Origin of the sequence: Corynebacterium sp. HMSC06D04 (assembly GCF_001807315.1) — a bacterium.
Classification (GTDB): domain Bacteria; phylum Actinomycetota; class Actinomycetes; order Mycobacteriales; family Mycobacteriaceae; genus Corynebacterium; species Corynebacterium simulans.
This window is the reverse complement of record NZ_KV788554.1, coordinates 1-26,948: the sequence shown is the minus strand read 5'-3', so window position 1 is coordinate 26,948 and position 26,948 is coordinate 1. Positions and strand designations below refer to the sequence as shown.

29 protein-coding genes are annotated in these 26,948 nt (G+C 59.9%); 13 read left to right on the top strand and 16 right to left on the bottom strand.

Annotated features, from left to right (window positions below; translation table 11 throughout):
* The first annotated feature begins 12 nt into the window (after window positions 1-12).
* On the top strand, window positions 13-1,095 hold the full coding sequence (locus tag HMPREF3155_RS08750; RefSeq protein ID WP_070433111.1) for a septum formation family protein: 1,083 nt from the start codon (window positions 13-15) through the stop codon (window positions 1,093-1,095).
* Between the two features lie 45 nt (window positions 1,096-1,140).
* Window positions 1,141-1,488 carry a metallopeptidase family protein gene (locus HMPREF3155_RS08745; protein ID WP_096337089.1) on the top strand — a complete coding sequence of 116 codons (348 nt, stop codon included), beginning with the start codon at window positions 1,141-1,143 and terminating at the stop codon, window positions 1,486-1,488.
* A 9-nt stretch (window positions 1,489-1,497) separates the two neighbouring features.
* Here the strand turns inward: HMPREF3155_RS08745 and HMPREF3155_RS08740 are convergent, their stop codons facing one another.
* Window positions 1,498-2,163, bottom strand: coding sequence for a histidine phosphatase family protein (locus HMPREF3155_RS08740; protein ID WP_062043068.1), 666 nt, complete (start codon window positions 2,161-2,163; stop codon window positions 1,498-1,500).
* A gap of 11 nt (window positions 2,164-2,174) precedes the next feature.
* Window positions 2,175-3,092: a prephenate dehydratase gene (gene pheA, locus HMPREF3155_RS08735; RefSeq protein ID WP_070433110.1), complete on the bottom strand. Its 918-nt coding sequence runs from the start codon at window positions 3,090-3,092 to the stop codon at window positions 2,175-2,177.
* Between the two features lie 33 nt (window positions 3,093-3,125).
* On the opposite strand from pheA, the gene HMPREF3155_RS08730 reads away from it, so the two are divergent.
* The 3 genes from HMPREF3155_RS08730 (at window position 3,126) to HMPREF3155_RS08720 (ending at window position 6,467) form a co-directional block, all read left to right on the top strand.
* Complete coding sequence (locus HMPREF3155_RS08730; protein ID WP_070433109.1) at window positions 3,126-4,274, top strand: amidase; 1,149 nt, start codon at window positions 3,126-3,128, stop codon at window positions 4,272-4,274.
* On the top strand, window positions 4,271-5,020 hold the full coding sequence (locus tag HMPREF3155_RS08725; protein WP_179294350.1) for a CPBP family intramembrane glutamic endopeptidase: 750 nt from the start codon (window positions 4,271-4,273) through the stop codon (window positions 5,018-5,020). Before HMPREF3155_RS08730 ends, HMPREF3155_RS08725 begins: the two co-directional genes overlap by 4 nt.
* Before the next feature lie 103 nt (window positions 5,021-5,123).
* A complete protein-coding gene (locus HMPREF3155_RS08720; RefSeq protein ID WP_070433107.1) occupies window positions 5,124-6,467 on the top strand; it encodes an LCP family protein in 1,344 nt (447 codons plus the stop codon).
* Window positions 6,468-6,585: 118 nt separating this feature from the next.
* Here the strand turns inward: HMPREF3155_RS08720 and HMPREF3155_RS08715 are convergent, their stop codons facing one another.
* Genes HMPREF3155_RS08715 through HMPREF3155_RS08705 form a run of 3 tightly spaced genes read right to left on the bottom strand, consistent with a single transcriptional unit; the run spans window position 6,586 to window position 9,173 of the window.
* Window positions 6,586-7,506 (bottom strand): DUF5926 family protein, encoded by a 921-nt coding sequence (locus HMPREF3155_RS08715; protein ID WP_062036768.1) that lies wholly within the window; start codon window positions 7,504-7,506, stop codon window positions 6,586-6,588.
* Window positions 7,507-7,527: 21 nt separating this feature from the next.
* The gene (locus HMPREF3155_RS08710; RefSeq protein ID WP_070433106.1) at window positions 7,528-8,226 is read right to left on the bottom strand and encodes a glycerophosphodiester phosphodiesterase family protein; all 699 of its coding nucleotides are present in this window, start codon (window positions 8,224-8,226) and stop codon (window positions 7,528-7,530) included.
* The gene (locus HMPREF3155_RS08705; RefSeq protein ID WP_061925105.1) at window positions 8,226-9,173 is read right to left on the bottom strand and encodes an L-lactate dehydrogenase; all 948 of its coding nucleotides are present in this window, start codon (window positions 9,171-9,173) and stop codon (window positions 8,226-8,228) included. Before HMPREF3155_RS08705 ends, HMPREF3155_RS08710 begins: the two co-directional genes overlap by 1 nt.
* A 130-nt stretch (window positions 9,174-9,303) precedes the next feature.
* Between HMPREF3155_RS08705 and HMPREF3155_RS08700 the strand changes: the two genes are divergently transcribed.
* Window positions 9,304-11,151, top strand: coding sequence for an alpha/beta-hydrolase family protein (locus tag HMPREF3155_RS08700; RefSeq protein WP_082778662.1), 1,848 nt, complete (start codon window positions 9,304-9,306; stop codon window positions 11,149-11,151).
* Between the two features lie 40 nt (window positions 11,152-11,191).
* Here the strand turns inward: HMPREF3155_RS08700 and msrA are convergent, their stop codons facing one another.
* Window positions 11,192-11,842 carry a peptide-methionine (S)-S-oxide reductase MsrA gene (msrA, locus tag HMPREF3155_RS08695; RefSeq protein WP_070433105.1) on the bottom strand — a complete coding sequence of 217 codons (651 nt, stop codon included), beginning with the start codon at window positions 11,840-11,842 and terminating at the stop codon, window positions 11,192-11,194.
* A gap of 197 nt (window positions 11,843-12,039) precedes the next feature.
* Between msrA and HMPREF3155_RS08690 the strand changes: the two genes are divergently transcribed.
* Window positions 12,040-12,642 carry a superoxide dismutase gene (locus HMPREF3155_RS08690; RefSeq protein WP_061925107.1) on the top strand — a complete coding sequence of 201 codons (603 nt, stop codon included), beginning with the start codon at window positions 12,040-12,042 and terminating at the stop codon, window positions 12,640-12,642.
* Between the two features lie 95 nt (window positions 12,643-12,737).
* Here the strand turns inward: HMPREF3155_RS08690 and HMPREF3155_RS08685 are convergent, their stop codons facing one another.
* On the bottom strand, window positions 12,738-13,646 hold the full coding sequence (locus HMPREF3155_RS08685) for a LysR family transcriptional regulator (protein WP_070433104.1): 909 nt from the start codon (window positions 13,644-13,646) through the stop codon (window positions 12,738-12,740).
* 92 nt (window positions 13,647-13,738) lie between these two features.
* Here HMPREF3155_RS08685 and HMPREF3155_RS08680 point away from each other — a divergent pair, with 92 nt between their 5' ends.
* Entirely contained in the window at window positions 13,739-14,890 is a 1,152-nt protein-coding gene (locus HMPREF3155_RS08680) for an MFS transporter (RefSeq protein ID WP_070433103.1), read from the top strand.
* Window positions 14,891-14,901: 11 nt separating this feature from the next.
* Entirely contained in the window at window positions 14,902-16,182 is a 1,281-nt protein-coding gene (locus tag HMPREF3155_RS08675) for a copper oxidase (protein WP_246815567.1), read from the top strand.
* A gap of 83 nt (window positions 16,183-16,265) precedes the next feature.
* Here the strand turns inward: HMPREF3155_RS08675 and HMPREF3155_RS08670 are convergent, their stop codons facing one another.
* Entirely contained in the window at window positions 16,266-17,729 is a 1,464-nt protein-coding gene (locus HMPREF3155_RS08670) for a TM0106 family RecB-like putative nuclease (protein ID WP_083281292.1), read from the bottom strand.
* A 66-nt stretch (window positions 17,730-17,795) separates the two neighbouring features.
* Here HMPREF3155_RS08670 and HMPREF3155_RS08665 point away from each other — a divergent pair, with 66 nt between their 5' ends.
* Window positions 17,796-18,428, top strand: a complete 633-nt coding sequence (locus HMPREF3155_RS08665; RefSeq protein ID WP_070433101.1) for a DUF6474 family protein — start codon at window positions 17,796-17,798, stop codon at window positions 18,426-18,428.
* A 53-nt stretch (window positions 18,429-18,481) separates the two neighbouring features.
* Here the strand turns inward: HMPREF3155_RS08665 and HMPREF3155_RS08660 are convergent, their stop codons facing one another.
* Window positions 18,482-19,120, bottom strand: coding sequence for a LuxR C-terminal-related transcriptional regulator (locus HMPREF3155_RS08660; RefSeq protein ID WP_061925116.1), 639 nt, complete (start codon window positions 19,118-19,120; stop codon window positions 18,482-18,484).
* Window positions 19,121-19,162: 42 nt separating this feature from the next.
* A complete protein-coding gene (locus tag HMPREF3155_RS08655; protein ID WP_070433100.1) occupies window positions 19,163-20,335 on the bottom strand; it encodes a sensor histidine kinase in 1,173 nt (390 codons plus the stop codon).
* Between HMPREF3155_RS08655 and HMPREF3155_RS08650 the strand changes: the two genes are divergently transcribed.
* Window positions 20,334-20,888, top strand: a complete 555-nt coding sequence (locus tag HMPREF3155_RS08650; protein WP_061925122.1) for a DUF2020 domain-containing protein — start codon at window positions 20,334-20,336, stop codon at window positions 20,886-20,888. The genes HMPREF3155_RS08655 and HMPREF3155_RS08650 overlap by 2 nt on opposite strands.
* Here the strand turns inward: HMPREF3155_RS08650 and HMPREF3155_RS13065 are convergent.
* Together HMPREF3155_RS13065 and HMPREF3155_RS08645 are read right to left on the bottom strand one after the other, a co-directional pair.
* Window positions 20,885-21,037, bottom strand: a complete 153-nt coding sequence (locus HMPREF3155_RS13065) for a hypothetical protein (RefSeq protein WP_162839577.1) — start codon at window positions 21,035-21,037, stop codon at window positions 20,885-20,887. The two genes, HMPREF3155_RS08650 and HMPREF3155_RS13065, sit on opposite strands and share 4 nt — an antisense overlap.
* Window positions 21,038-21,769: a class E sortase gene (locus HMPREF3155_RS08645; RefSeq protein ID WP_061925125.1), complete on the bottom strand. Its 732-nt coding sequence runs from the start codon at window positions 21,767-21,769 to the stop codon at window positions 21,038-21,040. It abuts the gene before it with no gap.
* A 61-nt stretch (window positions 21,770-21,830) separates the two neighbouring features.
* On the opposite strand from HMPREF3155_RS08645, the gene yidC reads away from it, so the two are divergent.
* Complete coding sequence (gene yidC, locus HMPREF3155_RS08640) at window positions 21,831-22,805, top strand: membrane protein insertase YidC (protein ID WP_070433099.1); 975 nt, start codon at window positions 21,831-21,833, stop codon at window positions 22,803-22,805.
* Here the strand turns inward: yidC and HMPREF3155_RS08635 are convergent.
* From HMPREF3155_RS08635 to HMPREF3155_RS13060, 4 genes are all read right to left on the bottom strand, one after another.
* Window positions 22,762-23,370, bottom strand: coding sequence for a TetR/AcrR family transcriptional regulator (locus HMPREF3155_RS08635; protein WP_070433098.1), 609 nt, complete (start codon window positions 23,368-23,370; stop codon window positions 22,762-22,764). The genes yidC and HMPREF3155_RS08635 overlap by 44 nt on opposite strands.
* 75 nt (window positions 23,371-23,445) lie before the next feature.
* The gene (locus HMPREF3155_RS08630) at window positions 23,446-23,709 is read right to left on the bottom strand and encodes a GlsB/YeaQ/YmgE family stress response membrane protein (RefSeq protein ID WP_061925134.1); all 264 of its coding nucleotides are present in this window, start codon (window positions 23,707-23,709) and stop codon (window positions 23,446-23,448) included.
* Window positions 23,710-23,864: 155 nt separating this feature from the next.
* A complete protein-coding gene (locus HMPREF3155_RS08625) occupies window positions 23,865-24,764 on the bottom strand; it encodes a universal stress protein (protein ID WP_061925137.1) in 900 nt (299 codons plus the stop codon).
* A 43-nt stretch (window positions 24,765-24,807) separates the two neighbouring features.
* Window positions 24,808-24,951, bottom strand: coding sequence for a hypothetical protein (locus tag HMPREF3155_RS13060; protein ID WP_162839578.1), 144 nt, complete (start codon window positions 24,949-24,951; stop codon window positions 24,808-24,810).
* On the opposite strand from HMPREF3155_RS13060, the gene HMPREF3155_RS08620 reads away from it, so the two are divergent.
* Window positions 24,899-25,939 (top strand): pseudouridine synthase, encoded by a 1,041-nt coding sequence (locus HMPREF3155_RS08620; protein WP_082778664.1) that lies wholly within the window; start codon window positions 24,899-24,901, stop codon window positions 25,937-25,939. The two genes, HMPREF3155_RS13060 and HMPREF3155_RS08620, sit on opposite strands and share 53 nt — an antisense overlap.
* Window positions 25,940-26,948: the final 1,009 nt, after the last annotated feature.

The following is a 26,948-nucleotide window of genomic DNA, read 5'->3' as shown; positions in this document are numbered from 1 at the left end:
ATGGGAGGCCTTATGAGTAAGAATTCTCCTTGGCGCTCATCGTTTGCCGTCCGCTTATTCTTGGTGGCCACCCTCGCAGCCGCCGCGTTTCTCGGTGCATACGGGCTGCTTAGCCCGAATACTGGCAACCAGTCCGCTCCCAATAAAGCAGAGCAGCCCTCCGCCGAGCCGGAGGTAGTTGCATTTACCTCGGCCGAGTCCGGCACCTGCTTATCCTGGGACATCGACGGCAAGGGAGAAATCTCCAACTTCGCCGAGATTTCCTGCGATAAGCCGCACCGCTTTGAGGTTGCTGCTCGCGAGGATCTCAGCACCTACCCCACCAGTGAGTTCGGCCCCGACGCTGAGCGGCCCGACGTCACCCGCCAGAACGCGCTGCGCGATGAGCTGTGCGAGTCCAGCACCCTGGGCTACCTGCACGGCAAATGGGATCCAAACGGCAAGTTCGACATTGCATCCGTCCTGCCGCCACAGGCAGCATGGCAGCAAGGAGATCGCACCCTACTCTGTGGCCTACAGACCACCGATGAGGCAGGCGTTCCACAGCTAAATACCGGCAACGTGGAAGCGGTGGATCAGTCGGTCGTCGCCAAGCCTGGCGAATGCCGCAGCATTGATGACAAGCAGATCGTGCGCACCGTGGACTGTGCGCAGCCGCACCAGCTGGAGACCGTATCCATCGTGAACCTAGGCGAACACTTCACCGGTGGCTACCCCAACGGTGAGGAACTAAACTCCTACCTCAACGAAACTTGTACGGCCGCCGCCATCGAGTACCTGGGCGAGGAAGAAAACCTTTATCAGTCCACCTTGCAGCCCTTCTGGGGCTCGGTCAGCGAGGCCGCATGGAACGGTGGCAGCCGCTCCGTGAACTGCTCTTTGATGCACCCAAACGATGGCCACTTCTCCGCAATCACCGGCTCAGCCACCGGCGGCCGTGACGCTCTGACTATCGACGGCGCGCCACCAGCAGTCCAGCCAGAGCGCAATCCGGTGCGCAAGCCTTCCGCAGCGCCCACCACAGCGCCTAACGCACAAGGCGCCCCAGCAGACAATAACTCGGCGGCTAACGCTCCGGCACCTGCCGCGCAGTAATAAGCCGAGCAAATCGGTAATACAAAAGGCGATAACGAGCAGCAGGTGTATTTAGTAAGCGAAGAGCGCTTCGATGAGATGGTCAACGATGCGCTCGATAAACTCCCGGACGAGTTCGTCCAGCGGATGCGCAACCTGGCCATCTTGGTGGAGGATTTCAACGCAGAAAATCCCCACCTGTTGGGCCTCTACGTGGGCGTGGCCCTTCCAGATCGCACTTTCGACCACACGGGCTTTCTACCCGACACCATCTTCATCTACCGCGGTGCGCTGCAGGAATGGTGCAACACGGAAGAAGAGCTGGCGCACCAAGTCGAGGTGACTGTCTTCCACGAGCTAGGCCACTACTTCGGGCTAGAAGAACACGAGCTACACCATCTGGGCTGGGGTTAGCCCCCTCGGCTAGATGCTGCTGGATTCTTCCATATCGGTATCTGCCCAGCGCTTCAGTGTCCACTTGCCAAAGGGCTGGCCGTTGGGTTCCATCACCGTAAAACGTCCGTTTGCCATGTACCCGGTGTAGGCGAAGTCCGCGTCGACTCCGGTGGCGTGACGGCTGACCACACGAATGGCAGCGCCATGGCTGACAACGACCGCGTCCTCGTCCTCGCCTAAGTTAGCGGCAATTTCTTCAATCACCGGCTGATAGCGCTCCAAAACGTTGCGGTAGGTCTCGCCGCCTTCCATGCAGGCGTTCTCGTCGCCGTCGAGCCAGCCGCGCAGCGCCACCATGTAGGAGCGGTGGGCGTCCTCGCTGCCGTCCATCTCGAAGTCGCCGGCGAAGACTTCGTGGATGCCCGTCTTCACCTCCACAGGCACACGGATTTGGCCGGTGGCCTTGGCAAAAGACTCCGCCGCCAGCATCGCGGTTTGCTGGGCGCGCAACGCAATAGAGCAATAAAAGCGCACCTTGCGGCCTGCGGTTAGCTCCGCAAGCTCTTGGCCCACGTCCGTGGCCTGACCACGGCCACGCTCGGTAAGCTCGGCTCCCGGCGGGCGTGTATCAAGCAGGTGCTCGACGTTGGAGTAGGTCTGGCCATGGCGCACGAGAAAGATTCTTCCGCTCATAGTTTCCTACACTATTGGCCCTTCCGTGCCCGCGCTACCCATTCATCTGCCGCTTTCAAGCGCGATAGATCACGCGGCTGCGTGCCCTTATCCGAATAGGAGGGCCACGAACCCAAGAAGACGAGTTCTTCCGCGCGCAACCACAATGCGCGCAGCGCTGCGGCCACGGGTTCGTCATCGATGTGGCCTACTAGTTCCACGTGGAACCTATACGTGCCGAGTCCGGTGCGGGTAGGTCGCGATTCGATGCGGGAAAGATCCACGCCGCGGTGGGCGAATTCCTCCAGTGCGCCGACCAACGAACCGGGTTCGTTGGGAAGGGTAAAGACCACTGCGGTCTTGTCACGACCGGTGCGGGTCGTTGGTTTTCCGGGCAGCCCCGCGAGGACGAAGCGGGTGGTGGCGCCCTGGACGTCGGCCACGGCATCGGCAAGCGTGTCCAGCTCAAAGAGTTCCGCGGCGCGGGCCGGCGCTGCTGCCGCATCGACTTCCCCCGCAGCTACCGCCTGGGCTGCGGCGCCATTGGAGCTGGCGGCAACAAACGTGGCAGCGGGAAGATTCTCTGCCAACCAGCCACGGGCCTGCTGAAAGGCCACCGGATGGGTGGAGAAGGTACGCACGTCATTGGGCTTAGTGCCGGGCCGAACCATGATGCTAAACGCAACAGACAGGTCGACTTCGCGATAGATCTGCACTGCGTCGCCATCGACCAGGGCGTCGGACGTGGCGGTCACCGCACCGTCGACCGAATTTTCCAGGGCAACGCAGGCATAGTCCGCTTCACCTGCGCGCACCGCGTTCACAGCTGCCGCGGGCGAGTCCACTGGCAGCGGCTCCACTGCAGCGAATTCACTGGCCATCTGCTGCAGGGCAGCCTCGGTGAAAGTACCGGCGGGACCAAGGAAGGCAATTTTTGTTGCGGTGCTCATGCTGGCAACCCTAGCCCACTAGACTGTGGCGCCATGGAGTTTTCCCCGGATTTCAGCTTGGCGGCTCTCCGCGAATCGCTTGGGCATTTAAGCGCCGAAGAGCATGGATTTACCCACCTCGACTTGGAGCGCGCACCACAGGCGGAAGGCCGGTTGAGCGGGTGGATACTCTCCGCCAAGGATCTCAACGATGTAGCGGGCATGCCTACCACCATGGGGCATGCGCAGCGCACCTATCTCCCAGAGTTCAGCGATCCTTTCATCGAGCGCTTGGAGCAGCAGGGAGCGCGCATCGTGGGTAAGTCCGCGGCACCGGAGCTGGGCCTGCGGATAGATACGGAGCCGGTAGGCCTGCCACATCCAGATAATCCGCTCTATCCAGGAAAGACGCCGGGTGGTTCCTCGGGCGGTGCGGCCGTGCAGGTGGCCCGAGGGTTGCTGCGTGCGGCCCATGCTTCGGATGGAGGCGGCTCCATCCGTGTGCCCGCTGCGGCTTGTGGCGTGGTGGGCTTCAAGCCCTCCGGCGAGGAGCTGGCGGTGCAGGGCTTTATTGCGCGCACTCTTGACGACGCCGCTTTTCTCCACGAGCTGCGCCCACGGACGCCACGCGCACGGGTAGGCGTGCTGGTCGATCCGCTCTTTGCTTCCACGGCCGTTGCCCCGCACATGGTGCAGGCGGTCAATCAAGCAGCGCAGGTACTGGAGGGCCAGGGTTTTGAAACGGTGTCGATTTCGCCCTATCCGCAGGCAGGCGAGACATTCCAAGCTTTCCAGAACCTATTCATGCGCAAGCTGGCCAAGCTCCCGGAGACCACCGGCTATGCCGAGTGGATTCGCCAGCACGGGATGCAGGTTAGCAACGCGGAGCACGCGGCGGCGCGCGAACACGCGGCGCAGCTGCCAGCGTTGTTAGCGGAGTACTGGCAGGTAGACGCCATTCTCACACCAATGCTGGCCTATGATCCGCCCAGGCGCGGCGCGTTCACCTCCCTCCCGCACCAGGAGAATTTCGACGAACAAACGCGGTGGTCGCCGTGGGGCTCGCTGTTCAACGTCGCGATGCTGCCCGCGGTTTCGATTCCCTGGAAGGTGCCAGACCATCCGCCGGTGGGCGTGCATTTGGGAGGCATCACGCTTGACGACGCCGAGCTGCTCGGCCTCGCGAAAGTGCTGCACCCATGACGCGCAATCTACACAAGGATGCTCGACCCCAGGCGATGCGAGCAACGCTGACGGAAATCCTCATCGTCTTGGCCTTGAGTTTTGGTATTTCGGGCGTGCGCTCGGTGCTGCGGCTCATCGATGACCTGCTCAATCCAGCACCGCTAAACGAGCAATCGGTGACCATCAACTCGAGCCAATCTGTCTCCCCGTGGCTGGACCTGGGCCTGCAGCTCTGCTCCGCCGCCGTGCTGTTTTCCTGGGGCGCGCTGGCGCTCTATTTGCTTTCGGTCCGAAACAAACCCGCGGCGATGCTTGAGCGTTTCCCGCGTGTAAGGGATTGGCTGCAGGGCGCAGGCCTGGCCGCGCTCATCGGGTTGCCGGGGCTCGCACTGTACTACTCTGCGCTGCACTTTGGTTGGACCAAGGAAGTCGTCCCAACCTCCTTCGATAATGCCTGGGTGGAAATGCCAGTGCTGCTTTTGAAGTCAGCCGCGAACGCCTTTGCCGAGGAAGTCGTGGTGGTCTACTGGTTTATGACCCGCCTGCGCCAATCAGGCTGGGCGCTGCCGGCCACCCTCGCGGCGTCATCAATCCTGCGCGGTTCTTATCATCTCTACCAGGGTGTATCGGCAGGTTTCGGCAACATCGTGATGGGGCTGGTCTACGGATACTTCTATGCCAAGACCGGCAAGGTCTGGCCGCTTATCATCGCGCACTTTCTCATCGACGCCGTGGCTTTCGTGGGATATGCCCTGCTTTTCTAGATTGCGTATTCTGTTTATTCACGGCCCAGTTCGGGACACACGCATGTGGACAAACGCATGTACACATATGGGACAGGAGTGAATTCGATGTAGAGTTGAGCGCATGACTGAATCTGGACGAGACCCGCATCGCGAGGCACGCCGCGCAGGTGATAGCCCTGTGCCCGCCTCCGGAGCAGATTCCGGCGCAGGCTCGGCCGCAGACTACGTGCTCGGTGCTGACGGCAAACCTATAAGGGACCGCTTTGGGCGCCCAGTGCGGCGTCGCCAAGCAGCGCCGCGCCCACCGCGGGCAGGATCTGCGGCGAGTAACCCTAGCTCCCGCCCAACCTCTCCCCGCCCGGAAGAAACCCGTTTTGATGTGGGCGCATACATGGAGCGCAATCAGGGCGCGCCACGGCGCACGCCGCCCCGGCTCGAGCAACAGCCTATGCCACAGCGCGCGCCTCGGCGCGCAACGCCGGATGTACCGCGCAGCTATCGCTCACCTGAAGGCACAAGGGGCGTAAAGCCGCAGCGTCCGCATCGCCGCCGCAAGAAGGTAAACCCGATTAAGAAGTCTTTGGGCTGCCTGGGCTGGTTCGTGGCGATCATGCTCGTGCTGACTTTGGTCTTTACCTTGTGGACGGATTCGCGCCTGACCCGCATCGAGGCGATGCCGGAACAGCAGGTCTCCAATACGGCGGGCACCAACTGGCTGTTGGTGGGCTCCGATTCCCGCCAGGGGCTGACGGAGGAACAGCAGGCAGAGCTCGGCACCGGCGGTGACGTGGGCGTTGGCCGTACCGATACCATCATGGTCCTTCATATTCCGACCTCCGGCAAGGCCAAGCTGGTCTCCATTCCCCGCGATAGCTACGTCGAGGTACCCGGCTTCGGCATGGACAAGATCAATGCTGCCTTTACCTATGGTGGCCCGCAGCTGCTGACGGAAACCGTGGAGCAATCCACTGGCCTGCACATCGACCACTATGCCGAAATCGGCATGGGCGGCCTGGCCAACGTGGTCGATTCTGTTGGCGGCGTAGATATCTGCGTCAAGGAAGCGATTGATGATCCGCTCGCCGGCATCAACCTGCAGCCGGGCTGCCAGGAGCTGCGCGGACCGGAGGCGCTGGGCTATGTGCGTACGCGCGCTACCGCGATGGGCGACCTTGACCGTGTCCAGCGCCAGCGCGAGTTCTTCGCAGCGCTGCTGGATAAGATCACCTCGCCGGGCACGCTGATCAATCCGTTTAGGACCATCTCCCTGGTCAACCACACCGCCAGCTCCTTCATCGTGGGCGAAAAAGACCACGTCTGGCACCTGGCCCGCGTGGCGCTGGCCATGGCCAGCGGCGTGGAGACCGAGACCGTGCCAATCGGCGGCTTCGAGGACACCACGGTGGGCAACGTGGTGCTCTGGGATGAAGAAGCAACCCAGCAGCTATGGGATTCGCTGAAGTAAGACCGCTCCCGGTAAAGCAGCGATCATGAAAGGGGAGGCACCTCATCGGAGGTGCCTCCCCTTCTTTGTGTCTTTTGTAGGCGCATCGTCCGCGCGGGAAGTACTAAACAGCTACTTTCTAGCGCAGGGTGACCTGGCGGGACTTGATGTTCTCGAGCTGCTTGCGCTCGTCGGAGTTCAGGTTCTCGTCGTTGTCGATCTCTGCGGCGAGTGCCTTGTCTACGCGGGCAAGCTCTGCCTCGTAGGAGTCGAATGCTACCTCTGGCTGCAGGTCAAAGACCGGCGCGATGAGGCCGTGGGTGCGGAAAACGCCGGCGAACTTGGTGTTTTCACCAAGGTTCAGCTCGCCGCGTGCTGCAACGCGGGCCAGGGCGTTCAAGAAGGCGTTCTCATCATCGTTCGGGCGTACCCAACGGATGTGCGCCTTGCCGCCGCCGGCGTTTGCCCAGAAGGCGATGCCCTCGATGTCGTTGCCTACCTGGTGGGACTCGATGACGGAGTCGTTTGCCATCTGCATGGACTGCGCCACCTGCGGGGTGATCTGAGCGCCCTCTGGCATCCACCAGGAGAAGTCCTGGTAGACGTTGATATCCAAGTCTGCAGATTCCTCAAGCAGCTCGCTAAGAGCCGGCTCGGAGCCGTCTGCCGCGGTGGACTCAAGGGTAGAGCCCGGCTCATTATTCTTTACCCAGTTCAGGGCGAATGCGAGGTCGCGGCCCGGGTTGTGGGTGTGGGACTGTACCTGCAAGCCCACGAATGCGTCGCCGCCGAACTCATCGTCACGGATGAGTGCGGCAGAAGCGCCCGGCAGAACGGTGGCGACATAAACGTCCTTGTCAAAGCCCTTGAGGGAAAGCTTTGCAGTCGCGGAAGGAACGAATTCCTGCATCGCAACGAGGGAAGCCTCAGCGCTCAAGCCGCCAAACGGACGGGCGTCCTTTTCTAGGGCCGCGCGCTCTGCGGCGCGAGCAGCTAGCTTGGCCTGACGGCGAGACATTCCCTCAGGCAGCTGTTCCTTGTTCTTTTTCTTCTTGGCCATGTTCACCAATCTACCTGCTGGCTAGAGCTCTATGGCGTGTAGGGCCACTTCTGGTTGATTCGTGGCCAAAATGTCTATCCCGTTGGACCACGCCCACTTCATGTCATCCGGTTTATCCACCGTCCACAGATAGGTGGGAAGCCCAAGGGCCCCGATGTCATCGGGGCGCAATTTGGCACGCAACAACGACATGCCCAGGCCCGTTGGGCGGGAAAGCAAAACATCCGGGAAGTGCCGCTCCCAGTCGCGACGTAGATAGAAGCGATCGACCTGCGGGGCAAGAGACTGCATGCGCCGGACTGCTTTGTGGGAAAAGGAAATCATGTGGATGCGGGGGTCGTCGAGAAGCCCGGCGTAGCGCAAGCGCAGCACCAGCTGTTCTTCAAGGACATCGCCCTGGCCGGAGGGATGCTTGGTTTCGATGTAAAGGTGATGCGGGTTATCGCCCAGCATCTCCAGCAGTTCATCGAGCAGCAACATGTGCTGGCCGCCGCCGATATCGACCTGGTGCAACTCCTCCCAATCCATCTGCGCGATGCGGCCTGGGCGGCCCGCGGTGCGGTCAAGGGTGGCGTCATGGTTGACCACCACCTTGCCGTCCCGGGACAGGCGGATATCGCACTCGAGGCCGTGAATCGGCAGCTCCAGCGCCTTAGCAAATGCAAGAGGGGACAATTCCGGATATTTACCGGAGTATCCCCTGTGTGCGACGATTTTCACTATCCGAAGATCTCAGTCTTGATCTTGTTGAGCGTTTCATAGGAAGCGCGGAAGCGCTCCTTTTCGTGCTCGTCGAGCGCCAGCTCAACGACCTTGTTGATACCGGAGCGATCGATCACTGCCGGGGTGCCGATGTAGGCATCCTCAACGCCGTACTGGCCCTGCAGGTACGCAGAAACCGGAAGCACAACTGCCTGGTTCTGGATGACTGCACGAGTGATGCGTGCCAGGCCCATGCCAATGCCGTAAGAGGTGGAACCCTTGGCATCGATGATCGTGTAGGCAGCGTCGCGAGTATCTTCGAAGATCTTCTCGATGCGCTCGTTGTAGCCCGGGTCCTCCTCGGAGCGGTGGGACAAGGACACACCGCCGATATTGGCCGAAGAGACAACCGGGAGCTCAGAGTCGCCGTGCTCGCCGATGATGTAGGCGTGGACGGAGGTCGGAGCGATGTCATCCATCTCCGAGAGCATGTAGCGATAACGCGCGGAGTCCAGGATGGTGCCGGAGCCGATGACGCGCTCATGCGGCAGGCCGGAAGCCTTCCACACTGCGTAGGTCAAAAGGTCCACTGGATTGGAAGCAACCAGGAAGATGCCATCGAAGCCGTTGGCCATGACGTCGGAGACGATCGAGTTCATGATGTTGACGTTCTTATCCACCAGCTGCAGGCGGGTTTCGCCCGGCTTCTGCGCGGCGCCGGCGCAAATGACCACCATTGCGGCATCAGCGCAATCCGCGTAGGTGCCCTTGGTGACGCGGGTGCGCGAAGGCGCCCAGACCACGCCGTGGTTCAAGTCCATCACGTTGCCGGCGAGCTTCTTCTCGTCGATGTCGATGATGGCCAGGTGGTCGACGGTTCCTTGGTTAACGAGTGCGAATGCGTAGGCAACTCCAACATCACCTGCGCCGATGAGTACGACTTTGTTTCCTACATGATTTCCCATGAGCCCTATTGTGCCCCGAGTCCCCCAACTTCGCCTGTTGTACGCCCGATCTCACACAAGGGACTGTCCGATTTCACATCATTTATGCCCGATCAAACATCCCCTGCACGAGGGTGAGGATGCTGGTTGAATGGTTCGCATGCGTGATATCGCCCGCAAATTCGCCCGCACCGCAGCCATACATACCCTTTCAGCTGCGGTTTTCGGCCTGGAAGTGCTAAGCGATCTTACCCCTGGAGTACGCATGACGGGCAGGAGACGTTTGCCACAAAATATGGCGCCCGGCATCTTCGCCGCCGAGATTGCCACCTGGGCGGCGGTCTCACCCTCGCTCCTTCCTCGCCCGTGGTGGGTCACGGCCGCCAACGTCGCCATCGGGCAGGCAGCCGGACATTTCACGGCAACCACCGCTGCGTTTATCACTAAACGCGGGCTGCGCTACATCGGTAAGCGCCCGCAAGACAGGGTTGGCCCCACCACCCGCAGCCGCACCCACCTCGCACTGGGCGCAGTCACTCTTTTGATGGGCGTGCGCTCTCTGCGTAATCAGAGCGAGCAGGCCAAGCTGGTCAACAAGTACAACGAACGCGGCCCCCAGTCGGCAGCACTCGGCATCGCCATCGGAATCCTAGGTTATGGCAGCCTGCTCGTCATCGGCGAGGCCGCTCAGCTCACTGTCACCCAGCTCTCCCGCCAGGCCCAACGCTGGCTGCCACGCTGGCTGGCGTGGCCGTTGGCCGGATCAACCGTGGGTTATCTCATGACTTTGTTTAGTGACCGCATGCTGTGGCGGCGCTTCATCCACGACGCCTCGATGCAGGCGCTGCAGCTTAATAAGCTGGTCTATCCCGGCTCTGTGATGCCGTGGGAGCCTGAGCGCTCCGGCAGCCCGTGGTCCCTGGAGCCATGGACTGCCGTGGGCTCACAAGGCCGCGCCTTTTTGGATCGCGGCCCCCGCGCGCACGACATCAAGGACGTCATGCTCTGCTCTGATGCGCACGAACCGATCCGCATTTTCATTGGATTGGTCCAAGGCCGCGGCCCCATCGCTGCCGCTCAACAGGCGCTCGCCGAGCTGGAACGCACCGGTGCCTTCCGCCGCGACACCATTGTGATTGAGATGCCAGCAGGTTCCGGTTGGATCAACAACTATTCGGTATCCGCCTATGAGTTTTTAACCCATGGCGACTGCGCCACCGTGACGCTGCAGTTTTCCTATCTTCCTTCGGTCTTTTGCTACGTCGTGGACCGCAAAGCACCAATCAATGCTGCACGCGAACTCATCGCCGCGGTGCAATCACGCATCAACGATATGCCGGAGGATAACCGGCCGAAGCTTTACTTCGCCGGGGAGTCTTTGGGCTGCTACGGCATCGTTGAAAACTATCGGGACTTGGAGGAATTGCTGGCGGCTTGCGACGGCGCGGTCTTTACCGGCCCGCCGCGGATGACGGCTTTTACCCGCCGTTTGGCCCGCGCCCGCGACCGCGGTTCATTGGAGCGGCTACCGCTTATCGACGCCGGGCGGCACGTCAGGTTTGCCTCCGTACCTGCTCATATGGAGCACGATGCCTTCGGCAACGACTATCAACGCTGGCAGCGCCCCCGCGTGGTCTTTGGCCAACACGCCTCGGACGCCATCGTATGGTGGGATCGCCGCCTTATCTTCATGCGCCCTGACTGGATCCAGGAACCCACCCCAAGGACGCTGTACGCAGATACCTTCAGGCGCCTGCCATGGGTGCCGTTTATCACCTTCTGGCAGGTTGCTTTGGACCAGCTCAACTCCCTCAACGTTCCCGGCGGGCACGGGCATAACTACTTCGAGGAAACCTTCTGGTACTGGGATAGCGTGCTCGGCTCACAGGCGCGTACGCAGCTAACGCCAGAACTGGCAGAGCGCATGCGCGCCTTCGTCGAGCGCGACCAGCTCAACAAGCCTTCCGATTTCCGGCACCAGGTAAAAAAGCGTTTTTAGCTAAGAAACGCTTCTCGCTCTATCCCGGCATGGCTGGGTCTTAGCCACACTTCACGCCAGTGGAATGATGCGGGCAGTAGCCGTGCGGGTTTTTGTGCAGGTACTGCTGGTGCTCGTCTTCGGCGAGGTAATACTCGCCTGCGTCGGTCTCAGATAGCACGACTACTTCGGTGGTGGTGTCACCAAAGCCGGCGTCGGCAAGCTTGCCCGCGTAAGAGCCAACGATGCCCTGAATATCCACGCGCTCGGCCTCGGTCTCTGGATAAAAGGCCGAGCGGTACTGCGTTCCCACATCATTGCCCTGGCGGAAGCCCTGCGTTGGATCGTGTGCCTCCAAGGCCTTGACCACGAGCTCTTTCAGGGTTACCTGCTGCGGGTCATAGGTAATCTGCACGACCTCCGCGTGATTGGTCAGCCCGCGGCAGACCTCGTAATAGGTGGGGTTTGGGGTGGTGCCGCCGGCATAGCCAACGGACGTGGACTCCACACCGGGGGTTTCCCAGAACATTTTCTCCGCACCCCAGAAACAGCCGATGCCGATCACGAGAGACTTCTGCCCCTCCTTCCAGGGGCCGGTAATCGGCGTGCCCAACACAGCGTGCGGCTGCGGCTCCAAGATCGGTTCCGCGCGCCCCGGCAGAGCATCTTCCCGGCTAACGATTTTCGGTTCTGGTTTAAACAACCACGACATGTTTTCTTCCTCGTTTCACTTTGAATTTGATGGTTATTTGATGGTTTTCACGAATTTTCTTCGGGCCGTTTGGCCACCGTTTAGGGCCAAGGCCTGCTCTTCGATGCGGACGAGTGTAGCGCAGGGTGGAAAAATTGTGGCGGAATACTTTCAGCGCTCCTATCATTGGGCACCGTACCCAAAGAAAGGAATTAACAATGGCTGTCTACGAACTTCCAGAACTCGACTACGCATACGACGCACTCGAGCCACACATCTCCGCAGAGATCATGGAGCTGCACCACACCAAGCACCACGCTAACTACGTTGCTGGCGCAAACGCTGCTCTCGAGGCTATCGACGCTGAGATCAAGGGTGAGGGCAACGCTGACCGCCTGCGCGCTCTGTACAAGAACCTTGCTTTCAACCTGGGTGGCCACACCAACCACTCCATCTTCTGGAAGAACCTTGGCCCTAACGGTGGCGGCGAGCCAACCGGCGAGCTGGCAGAGGCTATCAACCGTGACTTCGGTTCCTTCGAGGCTTTCCAGAAGGCCTTCAACGCTGCGGCTCTTGGCCTGCAGGGCTCCGGCTGGGCAGTGCTTGGTTACGACCACATCGCTGGCCGCCTGCTCGTTCAGCAGCTGACCGATCAGCAGGGCAACACCTCCATCAACTTCACCCCGCTGCTCATGCTGGATATGTGGGAGCACGCTTTCTACCTCCAGTACAAGAACGTGAAGGCTGACTACGTCAAGGCAGTCTGGAACGTATTCAACTGGGATGACGTTGCTGAGCGCTTCGCTGCAGCTTCCAAGTAAGCGTTAATTCACGCTCTTAGAGCCGGCCTTTACCCGCCTTTGATTGGCAGGAAGGCCGGCTTTCTTTTTGTTTTCACCTACTTCTCGAGCCCTTGTTAGCCCCTGCCTTTAGCCCAGGCCCCTTCCACGATGAAGTCGCGGAACTGCGCGACCGGCGGAGCCTCATCTCCTTGCCGCCAGACGAGGCCAAGCTCGCGGTAGGCGGGCGGCTGCAGCGGAACGAGGTTCCCCACCTGCAGGTAGGGGTCGTCGAGGGGCAGAAGCGCGCTACCCAGGCCGGCGGCAACGAGTCCTGCTACAGTGGTTAGCTCCATCGACTCAAAGACCAACCGTGGGCTAAAGCCTGCACTGTCTGCCAGGGCGTCGAGAAGCATGCGCGTGCCATACCCGGGAAGCATGCCGATGAAGGGTTCCTCGCGGAACTCGGCGATTCCTACCTCCGCGCGGCCTGCGGCCCAGTGCCCCTCGGGCACGGCGAGCCCCAGCCGCTGCCTCTCGATCTGATGCCAACCTACCTGTGCGCTAGTTGCCGGCTCCGCCGCTTCGGGCAAAGTAGGCCGCGGGCCCACCAGCGCTAGGTCAGACTCGCCCGCGAGCACGCGGCCAACCAGCTCTTGCGCGGCGCCTTGATGCAGACGAATATCCACGTTCGGATGCTGTGCGCGATAAGCCTTGACCAGGTCAGGGACCATCCAGGTGCCCAGCGAATGCATGAAATCTAAGCGAACCGTGCCGCGTTCCGGGTCCATGAGCCGGGCCACCATATCCCGCCCGGCGCGCTCGGCGGCGAGCATCTTCCGTGCGTGCACTACGAATGCCTCACCGCGGGTATTGAGCACCAGCCTGCGCCCCACGCGGTTGAAAAGACTTGCCCCCAGCGCGCGCTCCATGCGTTGCACTCGGCGGGTGAGCGCAGACTGGGAAATGCCTAGCTCATCGGCCGCGGCGCCCACCTGCCCGAGCTCCGCAACGGCGACGACGCCACGAACGTCATCCAGGTTCATTCCCGCACCCACTTTTCTATATGCGCCGTCTGCATTAAGTTTCTAACTTTCAGACATTTTACACATGCATTGCCGCCACGCATGCTATTTATATGACTAGAACCCGGCGCGCCATGCTCGCAATGCTCTTCGTGGGGCTGGCGATCTTTTCCTGTCTCTACACCACCCAAGCCCTACTGCCCACGCTGGTGGAACAGATGGGGCTCAGCTCCACGCAGGCCGCCCTGACGGTGTCAGCGGCCACTGGCGCGCTGGCACTATGCGTGATTCCCGCTTCCATCCTTTCGGAGCGATTCGGACGCGGCCGCCTGCTCATCGTCTCGGCGGTGGGCGCGACGTTGCTGGGCTTAGTCGTACCGCTAGCCCCAAACGCCGCACTGCTCATTACTTTGCGGGGCCTGCAGGGCGCGGTGATTGCCGGCGCCCCAGCCACGGCTATGGCCTGGCTATCTGAGGAGCTTTCTGCCACCGATCTCGCCCGCGCGATGGGCCTCTACATCGCCGGCACCTCCATCGGCGGGCTAACCGGCCGTCTCGTGCCCACCAGCATCGTGGAGTTCAGCTCTTGGCGATGGGCGTTGTTCGGCTCAGCCTGCGTCTCGTTGTTTTTCGCCCTCGTTTGCATCTTGTTGCTGCCTGCACAGCGCAACTTCACCCCTAAGGAACTGCGCTTTGGCAACGAGCTACGCGCCATCTTTGGCCATCTGCTCAACCGCAAACTGGTGGAGCTATACCTCGTGGCATTTCTGGCGATGGGCACCTTTGTCTCGATGTACAACTTCTTAGGATTCCGGCTCATCCAGCACTTTGGCCTGGCGCCAGCGCTGGCGGGTTCGGTGTTCCTCTTCTACTTGAGCGGCACGTGGGCCTCGGCTCGCGCAGGCCGGCTGGTACAGCAGATCGGCCATGGAAAGACACTGTTTTCTTCCTGCCTCCTTTTCGCGCTCGGTATCTTTGCCTGCGCCGGCCCCCTTCCGCTAGTTCTGCTGGGCATCGTGGCGCTGACGGTCGGTTTCTTTGCCGCGCACTCCACGGCTTCCGGCTGGGTGGGCCACCTGGCCACCCATGACCGTGCGGAGGCCTCCAGCATGTACGTCTTTTGTTATTACTTTGGTTCTTCCGTCCTGGGCGCGGTGGCAGGCCTGCTTTTCGACGCCCTGCCCTGGGCCGGCTTCATCGCCTGTTACGGCGGCGCGGCGCTGGTACTGACAGGCCTGACTTTGACCTTGAGAAAAAACGAATAAACTCGTGTTTTATGGATAAATGGTCAGCGCGCACGTGGCATCGCCGGGCCTCGCGTCCCGTGACAATCTGGATGATGGTCTTCATCGTTGCAGGCGCTATCCACACTTTTATCCCGAACGCGCGCTGGGTGCTCATTCACATCTTCACGCTGGGCATTCTGAGCAACTCCATCGTGGTGTGGTCCCAGCACCTTTCTGAGAAGTTTGTGCAAACCCGCCTGCCGGATTCCGCCCGGCCCGCCCAGCTCACCCGCATCTACGTGCTCAACGCGGGCATTGTGCTGGTGCTTATCGGTCAATTGCTTCTGCATGCGTGGTCACAGCACTGGATACTCACCCAGGTCGGCGCCACGATAGTTGCTGCGATGATTGCCTGGCATGGCGTTTCCTTGTCCGGCCAGTGGCGTGGAAGCAAGGGCAAACGCTTCCGCCCCGTCATTGCCGCCTACGTCGCCTCCGCCTTCTTCCTCGCGGTGGGCGCTGCTTTGGGCGCGCTGCTTTCGGTGCATCCTGCCCACCCACAGCTGCTCATCGCCCACGTCACGGCCAACGTCGCCGGCTTCGTGGGCTTGGCCGCGGCCGGCTCGCTGACAATCTTGTTCCCGTCCATCTGGCGCACCAAGGGCGTCAACAAGCGTATGCGCCCAAGCTTCCTTTTGTTGGCGCTCGGCGTTGTCATCACCTTGGTCGGCACCATTGTTAACCACCCGGAGTTCGGGCTCGCGGTCTACTGCGTGGGTTGGGTCTTAAGCCTTGAGGGATGGGTCACCAACGTGCTCAATGTGGCTAAGGATCCGCGCGGGCGGGTGAACTACCCTTCGATCTCCGTTCTGTGCTCCGCTTTCTGGCTGGTAGGCGCGCTGACCTACTACACGGTGCAACACTTCTTTAGCCCTGAGCCCGGCATTCCCACGCTTGGACTGGTGGTGGGCTTTGCCGCACAGCTCCTCTTTGGCGTGATGAGCTACCTGCTTCCCATCACCATGGGCGGCGGCCCGGCAGCCACCCGTTCGGGCCTGCAGGAACTCAACCGCTTAGGCCTGCTGCGCGCCACTTTCATCAACGGCGGCGTGGCGATCTGGATGTCCTCGACGACAGTCTGGGTCACCCTGTGCGCCGCCCTCTTGTGCATCGGCTCCCTCGCGGTTTACCCGGTGCTCATCGTACGCGCGGTGAAAGCCCAGAAAGCAGTGCTGCAGAAGAAAGCCGAGGGCCCTGCCCCGGAGACCACCATTCCGTGGCACCAAGTGGGCATAGGCGCTGCCATCCTGGCACCACTGCTGCTGTTCTAATACGCAGACTCGTCGCTTACAGCGGCGGTTCCGGCGTATCCAGGATCGGAGGATGCTAGAGAGATTAGATAAAGCCCCAAAGGCTAGATGCTAGAAAGCGCAGGCACGCCCGGCGCGCCAGCACTCATAAAGTCGCGCACGGCACGGGTGGCCTGCACGTCGCCAGAATTATAGTCAAGGATTTGCTGGCGAACTTCCATATCCCCTGCCAATGCTTCGCGGCGGGCGTTGACGGATTCCTCGCCGTCGAAGTCTTCGGGCCATTGAAAACCGGCAACGGGAGCCACGGTCTTAAGGCCGAGCCCATAGGGGCCCATAAAGTTGCGCTTGACGTGGACAAACATGTCAACCCACTCGGGTGAGGCGATGAACTCTTCGACCTCTTCGAGCTGTGGGGCGCCAAAACGCTTGGCGGACATGCGCATCCAGTGGTTCTCACCGTGCGCGGAATAGCAATAGGCCGCGAAGGTCTTGCCCGCAGCATGCGCCTGGGCACGCAAGCCCATCAGCCACTCCCAGAACTCCGCGAAGTTAGCGGCCTCAGCGCGCCCGCCGAGCGGTTCCCAGGTCACGAAGGCGTGGTACTCACCCTCATACCAAGCACCCCAGAGATAAGCGCCCTGGTCCAGGTAGGCCTCCATGTCCACATCGACTTCGACGTCGGCACGTGGCACGGTGAGTCCGGGCTGAGCGCTCTGTGCAGTTTCATCGCGGCGCAAAAGTGGCTCGCCCACGCGCCAGGCCTTGGCGAGCTGGGAGGGCTCGCCCAACTGGGCGTCGATAAGCGCTTGCACCGTCTCAATGCCCTTTTCACGGTAGGCCTTGGCGCGATCGCCCGGCAGGAACAGTGAAATGTCGTCGCGGGCGCGCAGCTCAGGCTCGCACAGCTTCCAGAAACGGCAGGTTGCGCACTCTTTGACGCGGCGTGGACCCGTGGGCAAAGGCTCCGCCAACGCACTCGCGACGTCGAAACGTGCGGTGTCGGTGAAAAATACCCGCGAGCGATCCTGGCCAATCGCTCCGCCCCGGCCCGAATTTAGATCAAGGTCCTCCAGCGCACGCGCGGCAAATGCCAGACGATAGCCGTCGACGGAATGATGCCGCAGCTTATAAGGCACCTCTAGTGGTTCACTAAGGCCTACCCTGTGGGTGGGCACCGCCAGAGTGCGCGCATTTTCGTTACGGCGCGCTACGCGGTGATTCGAGACGATGATCGGCGTATAGGCCTCCCCCTCACGCAGCAGAAGGTCTATTTCTACCTTCCATTCGCCGGTGGCGAAAATGGCTCCCGTAATATGCGTGTATCCATAAGCCAACGCTTCTAGCGTGGCCATAGAACGCTCCCACTCATCACCTTCCAAGTCGATGCGCCGGAAGCGGCCGGGAGCCTTGACCGGCAGGTTCGCCATCGCGGCTTCTACGGCGGCCACGTGCCTTTCGGCCCGGGCCTTGGAGGCCTCAGTTGGTTGGATCTCCGGATGGGCACGCCGCTGCACCAGCCTATAGCGGCACCCCACGAGGTCCGCAGCACCAAGCACATCCTTCACAACGGGTGAGCTTAATAGAACAGCAAGGTAAAGTTGAACCCAGACAATTAAGTAAAGGAAAAATTTATGAGCATCGTGAAGAAGATTAGGAAGGCTCGCCGCGAAGCACGCGCCGAGGTCAAGGCCGCTAAGACCCGCGTCAAGGCAGAGGTTAAGGAAGCATCCAAGGCCCAGAAGCGCCAGCAGAAGATCCTGGCCAAGCAGGAAAAGGCGCTTATCAAGTCCGAGGAGAAGGGCCTTAAGAAGCGCCGCAAGCACGAAAAGAAGATGGCACAGCTCGAGCTCGATAAGCTCAAGCACGGCCGCCTTAACAAGGACAATGTCAAGCGTTACGCCGGCGCTCTGCGCACCGCTGCCCCACTGCTGCTGCCGCTCGTTTACCGTGGCATCGTTGCGGCACAGGGCCAGCTTGAGGCCAACCGCGCTAAGAAAGCCGGCCTGACCACCGATCAGATGGCGGCATTCTCCGGCCACGGTGCTTCCTTAAAGGCTCGCACCGCAGGCATCCGCAACACCCTCAAGGATTCTGATCTCCCGGCCGGCTTCAAGCGTGACGTAAAGGAGCGCCTCAACGAGGTTGATTCTTCCATCGATAACGCTGAGTACATGACCGACCAGCAGCGCCGCCGCGTGCACAAGACCATCAACGCGGAGATTGACAACATCACCGCTGAAATCCAGCAGCGTCTGTCCGCATAAGGTCGACCAGTAATATCCCGTTTCCCCCTGTGGGCAGTAAGGCCGAGAAGGCTCTACAACACGCCCTGCTCGCGAGCAGCCGCCACAGCGGAGGTACGCGAGCGCACGCCCAGCTTGTCGTAGATGTGCACCAGGTGGGACTTCACGGTTGCCTCAGACAGCATGAGGTCTTGGCCGATCTCACGGTTGGAAGCGCCGGCAGCCACCAGCTTGAGTACCTCTAGCTCTCGCGGGGTCAACGAGGTGCGCGGAGTGCGCACGCGGGTCATCAAACGATCTGCCACGATCGGCGAAAGCGCCGAGTCACCATCTGCGGCGGAATGCACGGCAGCGAGCAGCTCGTTCGGCGGAGCGTCCTTGAGCAGGTAGCCCACTGCGCCAGCCTCAATGGCGCCGAGAATATCGGCGTCGGTGTCATAGTTAGTCACTACGAGAACCTTCGGCGGATGCGCCATGGAGGAGCGAATAGCTGCGGTTGCCTCAGCACCGCCCATCACGCGCGTGCCTTCCACACCGGCGCCGAAGCGCAAGTCCATCAAGATGACATCGATTCCGCCGGCCTGTGCCGCGGACACCGCGGCCTCCGCAGTTGCCACCTCGCCTACAACCTCGATGTCTTCAGCGCCTTCGAGTACGGATCGCAGCCCGAGGCGAACGATCTCGTGGTCATCGGCCAACAAGACCCTAATCACGCGCGCTTCCTCCTAAAGTGGTCGAGACAATCATCCAAAAGTTTAATCTACCGTGCCGCCCAAGGGCATACTAACTGACACCGCAGTACCGGAACCTGGTGTTGACTCCACCACGACCTCACCGCCGAGCTCCTCCGCGCGCCGGCTCATAGCGCTGAGCCCAATATGCCCCAGGCCCGCGGGCTGGTCCTGCACCTCCGCTACGTCAAAGCCATGCCCGTTATCCACGACGTCGACACGCACCTCGTCCGGGGCATAAGTCACGGTGATGCGCGCGCGGGTGGCACCCGCATGCTTGACGACGTTGCCCACCGCGCCCTGCGCGATACGCAAAAGCGCCGCCTCTACCTTCATCGGCAGCTTAACTTCTTCACCTTCTGCCTCCACCTCGACGTTCACGCCGCTAGTGGCCGCGAAGTTCTCAGCCATGCGGTTAAGCGCCGCCTCCAGTGAAGCCTCCGCCAGCGCGGGTGGTTGGAGCGCCGCAATCATGGCGCGGGCTTCGTGCAGGTTATCGGCCGCAGTTCGCCGCGCGAGTTCGATGCGCTCCTGGGCTCGCTTGATGTCTTCCTTCCCCAAGTCCCGATCTGCCGCATGCAGCAGCATCTGGATGGAGGAAAGCCCCTGAGCCAGGGTGTCATGAATCTCGTGCGCGATGCGCTGGCGCTCTGCGATCATGCCGCTTTCACGTTCCGATTCCGCCAGCTGCGAACGCGTCTCGATGAGCTCGCGATTCATCAGGGACAAGGCTCGGAATGCGTAGTAGATAGCCACCGTCACTAGCGCAGAGACCGCAGGTCCCATGACACCGCCGAAGGTCAACCCACCCGGGATCTGCATGATCACCGAAATCGCCGTCGCCGCAATGACGCAGACTATGCCCACGTACAGGTCCAGTACGTAGAGATACAAAAAGAACAGCGCGAAGACCAGGTAAATCGCAACGGGAGCGACGAACATGTCTGCCATCCACACGACGGATAGAATCACCAGCCATAGGTATCGCACGCCCTTTGGCCATTGCTCCAAAAAGACCGAGCCTGCGAAGTAAATTGCCGCAAACGCCGTCAGCAGCAACAGGTTAATCACGGCCTGCCACAACGGCAGGCGCACCGTGCTGAAGATGGCCACCACGAGCAAGGTCGCGGTAAGGATATGAATGCCATTGCGCAAAGCCTCAGTCTCTGAGGAACGCTGGTCTATTGTGGACATCATGCGCAAAAGCCTACTGTCCGGCCTTCTGGCCGTCACGCTCGCCCTCGGCGCCTGCAGCTCCCAGGAGACCGCATCCACCGACTCCGCACCCGCGCCTCACGACGCCGCGCCGTCTTCCGCGGCTCCAGGAGACGGCCTGCCCGTCGATGCCACCGCCGAGCCGAATGCCGAAGAAGCCTGCCCCTATCTCGATACCCAGTGGGTAGCTGATACGAATGGGCAGAGGATGACCCGCACGGCCGTCGACAAGCGCTTTAGCACCCCCGCGTGCATCTTCTGGTCCTATCCGGAAGACCCGCAGGCCACGGTCGTAGTCCGCGAGATGCCGGACGTTGAACAGGCCCGTGCCGTGGTGGATTGGGCCGCCCCGGTCGATTCCACGGAACTAGCCGAGTTCGCAGGCTGGTCCGGCGGCCGCGGCGTCTTCGACGAAGCGTATTCCGTATACGCCGTGCAAAAGGACAACAAGGCCGTGCTGGTGTGGTCGAATCAGCTCCAAACCTTGAAGGCTGAGCTCATCGCCCAAGAGGCGATTAAGAACTTGGGCCTTTAAACCGCCACGTCGTTATACGGCATTATCGTCGAAACCCACGGGAAAATAACCTCCATCAGGAGAAAAAATACGCCAACCGCAATCGCGAGCACCAACACCACTTTGACGGCGGTAGGCCCTGGCAAAAGATTCCATAGTGCGCGATACATCTAGCTCTCCTCCAGTACGGCAGGGGTCTTGCCCTCTACCTTCGGTTCATGTGCGACTTCCATGGCATGGACAATCATGCGCTCCGCATTCGAAAACTGCGGGTGGCAGGTGGTTAGGGTGAGCAAGGCTTCCGACGCCTGCTCGACCGGGGTATCCCAGCCCGGGACAGGGGCGATAACCCCGACATCGCCAGGCAGCGTGATATGCCGACCGCTCAGACCTTGGTACTCAGGCTTAGCCTTCTGTTCAGGGCTAAAGCAATCAGCTGGCGCGCCGTCGATTGGCAACACGCGGTAGGTTATCCACTCCGACTGGGTTTCGACCACGATGGCATCGCAGGTCTCAAGATTAGCCAAGTCATTAAATGGGGCACCCTTGCCCACGCGGTGGCCGGCGACGGCGAAGTTTCCGAGTTCCCCCGGCATCTGACTATCGGTGTAGCGACCTGGACCGCGCAGTAGATCCTCTTCCTGCGTGCCTTCAATGATGGCGAATTGGAAATCCGAGCCGAACGTCGGAATATACATCCGGGCAAAGGCCTCACCCAGCTTGGGGTGGAGTTTTCCGCGGGGGTTATGCCACTGAGTTTCCAAGTTTTCGCTCGCCTTTTCCTGCAGACGGTCAGACTCAAGGTTGGTCCAGTAGGCCTCATAGAAGGCAAAGAGAAGCAAGATGACGCCACTGGTCAGCAATAGCTCACCGATGACGGTGCTCACTCTATTTTTGCTCATAATTTAAACTTAATCGCTGTACAGTACAGAAAGCCCTATCCGCGCCTCGTGAAGGATTAACATGCTCGAAATATTCATGTACCCGGTCTCCGGAATCATGAAGTTGTGGCACATACTTTTCGCCCAATTCCTCGATAGCTCGCTGGCGTGGTTGGTGGCAATCGTCTTCCTTGTGATCACAATCCGCAGCTTTATCGCACCGCTGAATTGGCTTTCGGTGAAGTCGGGGCGCATTGGCGCGCTCATGCGCCCAGAGCAGGTCGCTCTCAATGCCCGCCTCAAAGAGGCAACCACGGTGGAAGAGGCGATGGAGATCCTCACCGCGCAAAAGGAACTGCGTGAGCGATTCAAATTCAACCCGGCGGTAGGCTGCCTGCCCATCTTCATCATCATGCCGATGTTCTTGGGCCTCTACCAGGTGGTTTTGCGCGCCTCCCGCGAGGGCAACAGCGACCATGTGGGCCTTTTAAATCCCGCAGACGTCGCGGCATTCCGCACCACCTTGCTCAACGGAGTACCGATTACGGATTTCGCCCGTGAGCACAAGGATCTTGTGATTCCCATCTTGGTGCTAGCGCTTTTGTTCACCGTTCTGAACATGGTCATCACGCTTTACCGCTCTTATCTGACCACGCAGTTTGATAAGAAGTTCAACCGCCGCATGCTCTGGTTTACGGTCCTGCTCATCTTCTTGGTGCCGTGGCTGCTGTGGAACACCGCAATGAACGCACCTATCCCGGTGGCAATCATTTACTACTGGGGCTGGACGTATCTTTACACGCTCATCCAGACAGTGGTTTATGAGCTAATCCTGCGCCGCCGTTACCCGCTACCAGAGGAAGTCCATGCCTTCCGCCGTGAGACCATCGGCCGCTGGCGTTCCAAGGAAGAAAAGCGCAAAAAGAAAGCCCGTTCCGGCAAGGAGGCAAAGGAACAGGCTAAGGCGAAGCGCAAGGAAAACATGCGCATCGTAGCGCAGGCTCGCAAGCAGCTTAGATCGAATAGTCAGCAGGAGGCGCAGAAAGAAGCTGAATAGCCAGTTCGCGCGCGGTCTTCAGCGGTGAAAGCTCACGGGTAAGGCGCGCGCCTGCCATGCCGCCGTCCAGGAAGATGAGCAGCTGGCTTGCCTGCGTGGCAGAAGGATAGCCGTTCTTTGCGGTAAGCAGCGCAGTCATGGTGTTGTGCACCCAGGTGCGGTGCTCTACGCAGGCTGCCACGATGCCGCGTTCAGCATCGGTTTCAGGGCGTGGATATTCGCCCGCCGCGTTTAAGAAGTGGGAGCCGCGGAATTCGATTCCTGGCTGTTCCTCGATTGCTTTATCGAAGAAGGCCAGCACCTTCTGGTGCGGATCGGTCATGTTTGCGGTACGGGCTTCCCAATCGGCCCGATACTTTTCATCAAGCGACTCCACATATGCAATGACGAGGGCGTCTTTAGAGCCAAAGAGGGAATAAAGGGATGCCTTGGCCACATCCGCCTCGCGGAGAATGCGGTCAATACCGATGACGCGAATGCCCTCGGTGGTGAAAAGATTGGTTGCGGACTCAAGGAGTCGGCTGCGCGGACTCGGACGGTTCCTGCGCGATTTCTTTTCTGGCATATCCTCTCCTAAAACGACAAAACCGGTTCATCTATACAATATAGACAAACCGGTATGTACGCTAATTAATCCTGTTTACTTGGGAGACTTCTTGGTAACCAGGCCGACAATCCACAGAAGCAAACAAGCGCCCAAGGTGGCGACGACGATCATCATGATCCATCGATTCGGGGAGTCAAAACCAACAAAGGACATAATGCCTGCGCCCAAGAGGCCGCCAAGTACACCGACGATCAGGTTGGTCAGAAGGCCGTGATCACGCTTCATAATCTTCTCTGCCAACCAGCCAGCGATAATGCCGACGATGATCGATCCGAAAAATCCTAGGCCCATGCCCATAGCTATCTCCTTTTATTAGTTCTTTCAGCTACAAGCACTATGGTGCCAGCAAAAAATATAAACACAAAAGGGACGATCTGCGTTTCCGCAGGTCGTCCCTCGAAGCGTTGATGAATCGTTAGTTAATTGCCAGGGAACCCCCAGAAACTAGCGCTCTATTCTCCGGAGTCCGGACGCACAACCATCATCGGGCATGGTGCCGACTGCAAGAGTGCGCGGGAGGTGGAGCCAAGAAGCATGCCCTTGAATCCGCCGCGGCCGTGGGAGCCAACGACGAGCAGCTGGGCGCCATCAGCGGCGTCGGTAAGTGCGCGGACCGGACGGTCACGAGCAATAACCTTCTTGACCTGAACGCCTGAGTACTCCTCTTGAAGGGAAGCAATGCGCTCGCTGAGCAGCTCTGCCTGCTCCTTCTCCACGTCTGCCCACTCAGCCTGTGCGGCGGAGAGGCCAGCGAGGGAAGCCTGAACCTGCATGTCCATCCAAGTGTGAACCGCGATGAGCTCGGCGCCACGGGCATCTGCTTCCTTGAAGGCATAAGCGGTAGCCTTCTGGGAAACCTCAGAACCATCGACACCAACAACAACCGGACCGTACTTGTTCAGCTCGGTGACGTTGTTGTTATCACGAACCACAACAACCGGGCAGGCAGCGTGGGAAACCACGGAAGCGGAAACGGAACCCATCACCATGCCGGAGAGACCACCCATACCGCGGGAGCCCATGACAATCATCGTGACGTCCTTGGACATTTCCAGCAGCATGTCAATCGGGGAGCCTTCAGCCACCGTGTGGCCGATCTTCAGATCCGGCGAAACCTCATGAGCGATGGCGCGGCCTTCTTCGATCTTCTCCAGAGTTTCTGCCTGCAGATCATCGAAGAGTTCCTTCGGAGGGACCATGCCCTCTGCGTACAGGAATTGCGGCATGGTGTAGCTGGAGGCAATGCGCAGCGGAATGCCGCGCTTGGTTGCGGTGTTAGCAGCCCAACGAACAGCGTTCTTGGAGGCTTCCGAACCGTCTACGGCAACAACAACAATGTCTTCCTTGGCCATGATGTTTTCCTTTCAGCTGGTTATACCCTCAGTCTAGTACGTACTAACCAATCTCCGCAGTAGTTGCAGCGCCTGCATTAGCTGGGAAAAATACGGAGTACAAGAACTCCGCAATCTGTGCGATTACGGCGCCAATGCCGTTAGAGAAGAATTCAATTACCGGTGCGAGAAGAGAGTCAAAATCCATGGGAAACAGACTAGTGCATATGCGCAAGGGGTTCAGCCCATTGCCAATTAAAGATGGTCTGAATCCGACCAGGGTGCGCGTACCGGCCGGCCCAATTACAGCCTGGGCATTTTTGGAAGAAGTGATTACAGCACAGCGCCATCGCAGTCCGCTTGACGACGCCGCGGCGCTCCAGGCGCGCTTCGACAACAATGAGGTGGTTCTGCGCGACCAAACGGTCCTGCGCTCGGATACACTGCTCAGCACCGACACTGACGTGTTCTTCTACCGCATGCCGGCGCCCGAAACACCGGTGCCCTATGACATCCCGATCATCTATGAGGACGAGCACCTGCTCGTAGTAGACAAGCCGCCATTTATGGCAACGATGCCGCGCGCAAAGCACATCGTCCAGACGGCCACTGTTCAGATGCGCCGCAAGACCGGAATCGACGAACTCACACCCGCGCATCGCCTCGACCGACTTACTTCCGGAATCTTGGTATTTACAAAGACGAAGGACGTACGCGGCGCCTACCAGACACTATTTGCGGAAAGGCGTGTGCAAAAGACTTACGAGGCTATCGCCCCGCTTTCCGACGTCGCGGCGGGCACCGTGTGGGAGTCACGCATCGAAAAGACCCCTGGCGAAATCCAAGGGCGCATTGTGGACGGCCCCGTAAACGCGATCACCATCCTCGCCGACGTGACCGCTGTGGACAACACCGGTTACGAAAATATTCATGGCAAGCAACCCCCGCTCGCCCGCTACACGCTCAAGCCGAAGACGGGTAAGACCCATCAGCTAAGGCTCCACATGTGGCAAGCCGGCGTACCCATTCTCGGCGACCCCGTGTACCCCGTCATCTATCCCGCCGACGCGGAGGACATGCGCGTCCCAATGCATCTCACCGCAACGCACATCGCATTCACCGATCCACTTTCTGGCAAACCTCGCGAGTTCTCCTCAAACTTGCCACTAGTCGCCCATAATTTCCTTCACCCATAAATGTTGTAATTCGTACGTCGATCCCATCGAACTTTTCACCAGGAAAATTACGAGCGTCTACAAACTCATCTTTTACCCAACCCACTAAACCGAAAAGAAATAAAAACAGCCGACCCGCATTCCAAACTTTCAAAAGCCGTGCCTCGCCCACATTAAAATGCAGCGCGCATTAGAGCATTCATGCTCAAGCTATCGTGCCCTGGACCCGACCAGAAAGCAATAACCCTGGCGCGAGCAAACCACCAAACAGGCACGACCCGTTACAGCAACCACGTACAAGCCGCAGACTTAGAGTTATAGCCCGCAGCATAAGGTCACCCCGAACGACTAAGACTCAACGCTCCGCAGACGATGAAGTCGGAGCCGCCGCGACGCAAACGAAACGACAAAACTTGAAAGGGCGACTTACCTCGGTGAGGTTGCGATTCCCCGAAACTACACCGGCACCGTAAGCCCCATAGCAACTCCGTACCCCACTCGTCGCCACTACCCAAGGACCAACCGGTCCACGGCTGCAATCGCAATAGAGAAATCGACGGCGAAATGTCTACTTTCATGCGATCCATCCATAAGAAGCGTTTCGACACTGTGCTTTAAGCCGAGACTAAGGACGGCGAATTGGAACAGTCACCGACACCGTCGCCCACGGGCAATAAATCAGTCCGGCGGCGCGCCGCTATCAGTGAAACTGTCTCTACCTGCACATTCACGAGACGGACAAGCACCAATTGCACAGCTATGCAAACAAATAGACGCAATTACCCACCGGCTCAAAATGGGACTACTCACGGAAAACGTCTCGACTAGCTGAACAACGAATAAAGCGATCTAAACGCCATTCAAAAACGCAGGGATTGAGCATTCCTAAGGGAAACGGGAAAATCGGTGTACAAACAGGAGCACTATTGGAAAACCGGTGTGGCTTGAGTGAATAATTGACGCCGCAAATACCCCTGCGATCACAAGACCTCCAGCTGCTGAGAGCGGCTTGTTGGTAGGGGTGTTGCGG

Excerpts from the sequence above, each read along its gene's own strand:
- HMPREF3155_RS08750 (WP_070433111.1), top strand. The coding sequence starts at position 13 with ATGAGTAAGAATTCTCCTTGGCGCTCATCGTTTGCCGTCCGCTTATTC.
- HMPREF3155_RS08740 (WP_062043068.1), bottom strand. The coding sequence starts at position 2,163 with ATGAGCGGAAGAATCTTTCTCGTGCGCCATGGCCAGACCTACTCCAAC.
- pheA (WP_070433110.1), bottom strand. The coding sequence starts at position 3,092 with ATGAGCACCGCAACAAAAATTGCCTTCCTTGGTCCCGCCGGTACTTTC.
- HMPREF3155_RS08730 (WP_070433109.1), top strand. The coding sequence starts at position 3,126 with ATGGAGTTTTCCCCGGATTTCAGCTTGGCGGCTCTCCGCGAATCGCTT.
- HMPREF3155_RS08725 (WP_179294350.1), top strand. The coding sequence starts at position 4,271 with ATGACGCGCAATCTACACAAGGATGCTCGACCCCAGGCGATGCGAGCA.
- HMPREF3155_RS08720 (WP_070433107.1), top strand. The coding sequence starts at position 5,124 with ATGACTGAATCTGGACGAGACCCGCATCGCGAGGCACGCCGCGCAGGT.
- HMPREF3155_RS08715 (WP_062036768.1), bottom strand. The coding sequence starts at position 7,506 with ATGGCCAAGAAGAAAAAGAACAAGGAACAGCTGCCTGAGGGAATGTCT.
- HMPREF3155_RS08705 (WP_061925105.1), bottom strand. The coding sequence starts at position 9,173 with ATGGGAAATCATGTAGGAAACAAAGTCGTACTCATCGGCGCAGGTGAT.
- HMPREF3155_RS08700 (WP_082778662.1), top strand. The coding sequence starts at position 9,304 with ATGGTTCGCATGCGTGATATCGCCCGCAAATTCGCCCGCACCGCAGCC.
- msrA (WP_070433105.1), bottom strand. The coding sequence starts at position 11,842 with ATGTCGTGGTTGTTTAAACCAGAACCGAAAATCGTTAGCCGGGAAGAT.
- HMPREF3155_RS08690 (WP_061925107.1), top strand. The coding sequence starts at position 12,040 with ATGGCTGTCTACGAACTTCCAGAACTCGACTACGCATACGACGCACTC.
- HMPREF3155_RS08685 (WP_070433104.1), bottom strand. The coding sequence starts at position 13,646 with ATGAACCTGGATGACGTTCGTGGCGTCGTCGCCGTTGCGGAGCTCGGG.
- HMPREF3155_RS08680 (WP_070433103.1), top strand. The coding sequence starts at position 13,739 with ATGACTAGAACCCGGCGCGCCATGCTCGCAATGCTCTTCGTGGGGCTG.
- HMPREF3155_RS08675 (WP_246815567.1), top strand. The coding sequence starts at position 14,902 with ATGGATAAATGGTCAGCGCGCACGTGGCATCGCCGGGCCTCGCGTCCC.
- HMPREF3155_RS08665 (WP_070433101.1), top strand. The coding sequence starts at position 17,796 with ATGAGCATCGTGAAGAAGATTAGGAAGGCTCGCCGCGAAGCACGCGCC.
- HMPREF3155_RS08650 (WP_061925122.1), top strand. The coding sequence starts at position 20,334 with ATGCGCAAAAGCCTACTGTCCGGCCTTCTGGCCGTCACGCTCGCCCTC.
- HMPREF3155_RS08655 (WP_070433100.1), bottom strand. The coding sequence starts at position 20,335 with ATGATGTCCACAATAGACCAGCGTTCCTCAGAGACTGAGGCTTTGCGC.
- HMPREF3155_RS13065 (WP_162839577.1), bottom strand. The coding sequence starts at position 21,037 with ATGTATCGCGCACTATGGAATCTTTTGCCAGGGCCTACCGCCGTCAAA.
- HMPREF3155_RS08645 (WP_061925125.1), bottom strand. The coding sequence starts at position 21,769 with ATGAGCAAAAATAGAGTGAGCACCGTCATCGGTGAGCTATTGCTGACC.
- yidC (WP_070433099.1), top strand. The coding sequence starts at position 21,831 with ATGCTCGAAATATTCATGTACCCGGTCTCCGGAATCATGAAGTTGTGG.
- HMPREF3155_RS08635 (WP_070433098.1), bottom strand. The coding sequence starts at position 23,370 with ATGCCAGAAAAGAAATCGCGCAGGAACCGTCCGAGTCCGCGCAGCCGA.
- HMPREF3155_RS08630 (WP_061925134.1), bottom strand. The coding sequence starts at position 23,709 with ATGGGCATGGGCCTAGGATTTTTCGGATCGATCATCGTCGGCATTATC.
- HMPREF3155_RS08625 (WP_061925137.1), bottom strand. The coding sequence starts at position 24,764 with ATGGCCAAGGAAGACATTGTTGTTGTTGCCGTAGACGGTTCGGAAGCC.
- HMPREF3155_RS08620 (WP_082778664.1), top strand. The coding sequence starts at position 24,899 with ATGCCGTTAGAGAAGAATTCAATTACCGGTGCGAGAAGAGAGTCAAAA.
- HMPREF3155_RS13060 (WP_162839578.1), bottom strand. The coding sequence starts at position 24,951 with ATGGATTTTGACTCTCTTCTCGCACCGGTAATTGAATTCTTCTCTAAC.